A 2,085-nucleotide genomic window follows, 5' to 3' on the forward strand; every position below is an offset into this window, starting at 1 on the left:
CGTGGGGTCGGGCACACGCCTCGACCATGTGCAGGTCAATCGCGCGCTGGGCGATGGCCTGTCCATTGAGGGCGGCGCGTTGGATATCCGGCGCGTGCTTCTTACCGCGAATGGTGGCTATGGCTTGTCGTGGCGCGCCGGATGGCGTGGGCGCGCCCAGTTCGTCGTGGTGCAGCAAGACGCGACCACGCTTGCCGGCGGCATCAGTGGCAGTAACGCGGGAGTGAGCGGCGGCGGATTCACGAACCTGCCACGCTCGGTGCCCACCCTGTTCAATGTCACGGTGATCGCGCCGGCGTTGAGCACGCTGATCGGAGAACGACCGGCATTGCATCTCCGTCAAGGGACCGGCGGTGTGATTCGCAATCTGCTCGTGCACAGTTCTGCCCTTGTGCTGGATCTCGACGAGAACTCCACCTGTAGTCTATTCGGTGATGCGGATGGCGTGTCGATCGGGAATGTGGTGTTGGCGGCCAACACGCAATTGGGCAGTCCTGACACCGATCCATCGGTCTGCGAACCGTATTCGTCGCCCACGCTTGAAGCGCAGTGGCTGAACGATGCGACGACGGCCGCCGTCGTCGTGACCGACCCCGTGGCGCTGGCCACGCTGCTGCGCAATCCCACGAACCTGGCGATCCCCGATCTTCGTCCCGCGGCGAGCGGCGCAACGTCCACGAATCCGCTCGCGACACCGCCCAACGACGGGTTCTTCGAGGTCGCGGCATCCTATGCAGGCGCGGTGGCACCCGCCACCGCCGCCCGCAACAACGTACCGTGGTACGCGGGTTGGACCGTACCAGCGCCCACACCGTTGGCTCCGGGCGTCGTCTCTGGTGTGGTCGCGTCGGCGTCGCTTGGGGCGTTTACCAACATCGTGGTCAGCACGGCGTTTGGCCTGCGCGATACCACCGATGCAAGCGGCGCATTCTCCCTTGTGCTGCCGGCCGGTCAGCACGTGCTGTCTGTGTCCGGACTGCCGATCGGGTGCAGTGCGGCCCCGCTCACCGTCACGGCCCCTTCCGGCTCCGCATTCTCCGCCAACATCACGGCCGATTGTACCGTCGTGGCAGATATCGCCGTCGGTGCGTTGCACGCCTGCCTGATGACCGGTGACAATCGCCTGCAGTGCTGGGGGCAGAACAACTACGGCATGGTGGGTGATGGCACCACCGTGACGCCGCGTCTGTTCCCGGTGATCGCGGCCGGCAACGTGCCGTATGACCCGCTCACGTTGAGTACGGGACTCACCCACACGTGTGCGACGAGAGTCAGCACCACGCTCTGCTGGGGACTCAACGTATTCGGCGTGCTGGGACTCGGCACGACCGGGGCGTTCACGGCGTCGCCGGTGTCGGTGGGCTCCTTCTCCACGCCGGTCTTCTCGCGCGTGGCCGCGGGCGGTTACCACGCGTGCGGACTGACGCCTGCGGGCGAGGCTTGGTGCTGGGGCTGGAATGCGGAGGGGCAGGTCGGCGCGAACTCCGCGGCGTTCAGCATCGCGACGCCGACGGCGGTGACAGCGGGCGCGACGCGCTTCGCCACGCTCGCTCTCGGCGAATCGCACTCCTGCGGCCTGACCACCGCGGGCGCCGCCTGGTGTTGGGGCGGCAACGGTCGTGGTGAGTCGGGGCGCGACACGGCGGGCGCGGATCTCAAGAGTCTCGCGCCGGTGCTCGTGTCGACATCGCTCGCTTTTACGTCGATCGACGCGGGTACGCTCCACACGTGCGCGTTGACCGCTGATGGAACGGCATACTGCTGGGGATCGCGGGAATTCGGCCAGCTCGGTGACGGCAACAGCACCGGCATCGGCAGCGCGCCAGTCCCCGTCCACACCAGTGAGAAGTTCACGCAGCTTGCGGTCGGCGGATTCACGACGTGTGGCGTGACGACGACGCGTCGTGTGCTGTGTTGGGGTGCTGGTGCGGCCGGCGCGCTTGGCAACGGCAGCACAACCGCGGTGCAAACGACACCAGTCGCCACGAGTCCCGTGCTCGACGCACGTCGCGTGGCTGCGAGTCTCGCCGATGCTGCCGCGACGACCGTCTGCGCTATCGCCACGAACGATGCGGTGTTCTGCTG

At 67.1% G+C, this 2,085-nt stretch carries 1 pseudogene; it reads left to right on the top strand.

From position 1 onward, the window contains the following. Positions 1 to 2,085 (top strand): annotated as a pseudogene (locus RMP10_RS22965) (hypothetical protein); the annotation flags it as partial.

Source organism: Gemmatimonas sp., assembly GCF_031426495.1.
Lineage (GTDB): Bacteria > Gemmatimonadota > Gemmatimonadetes > Gemmatimonadales > Gemmatimonadaceae > Gemmatimonas.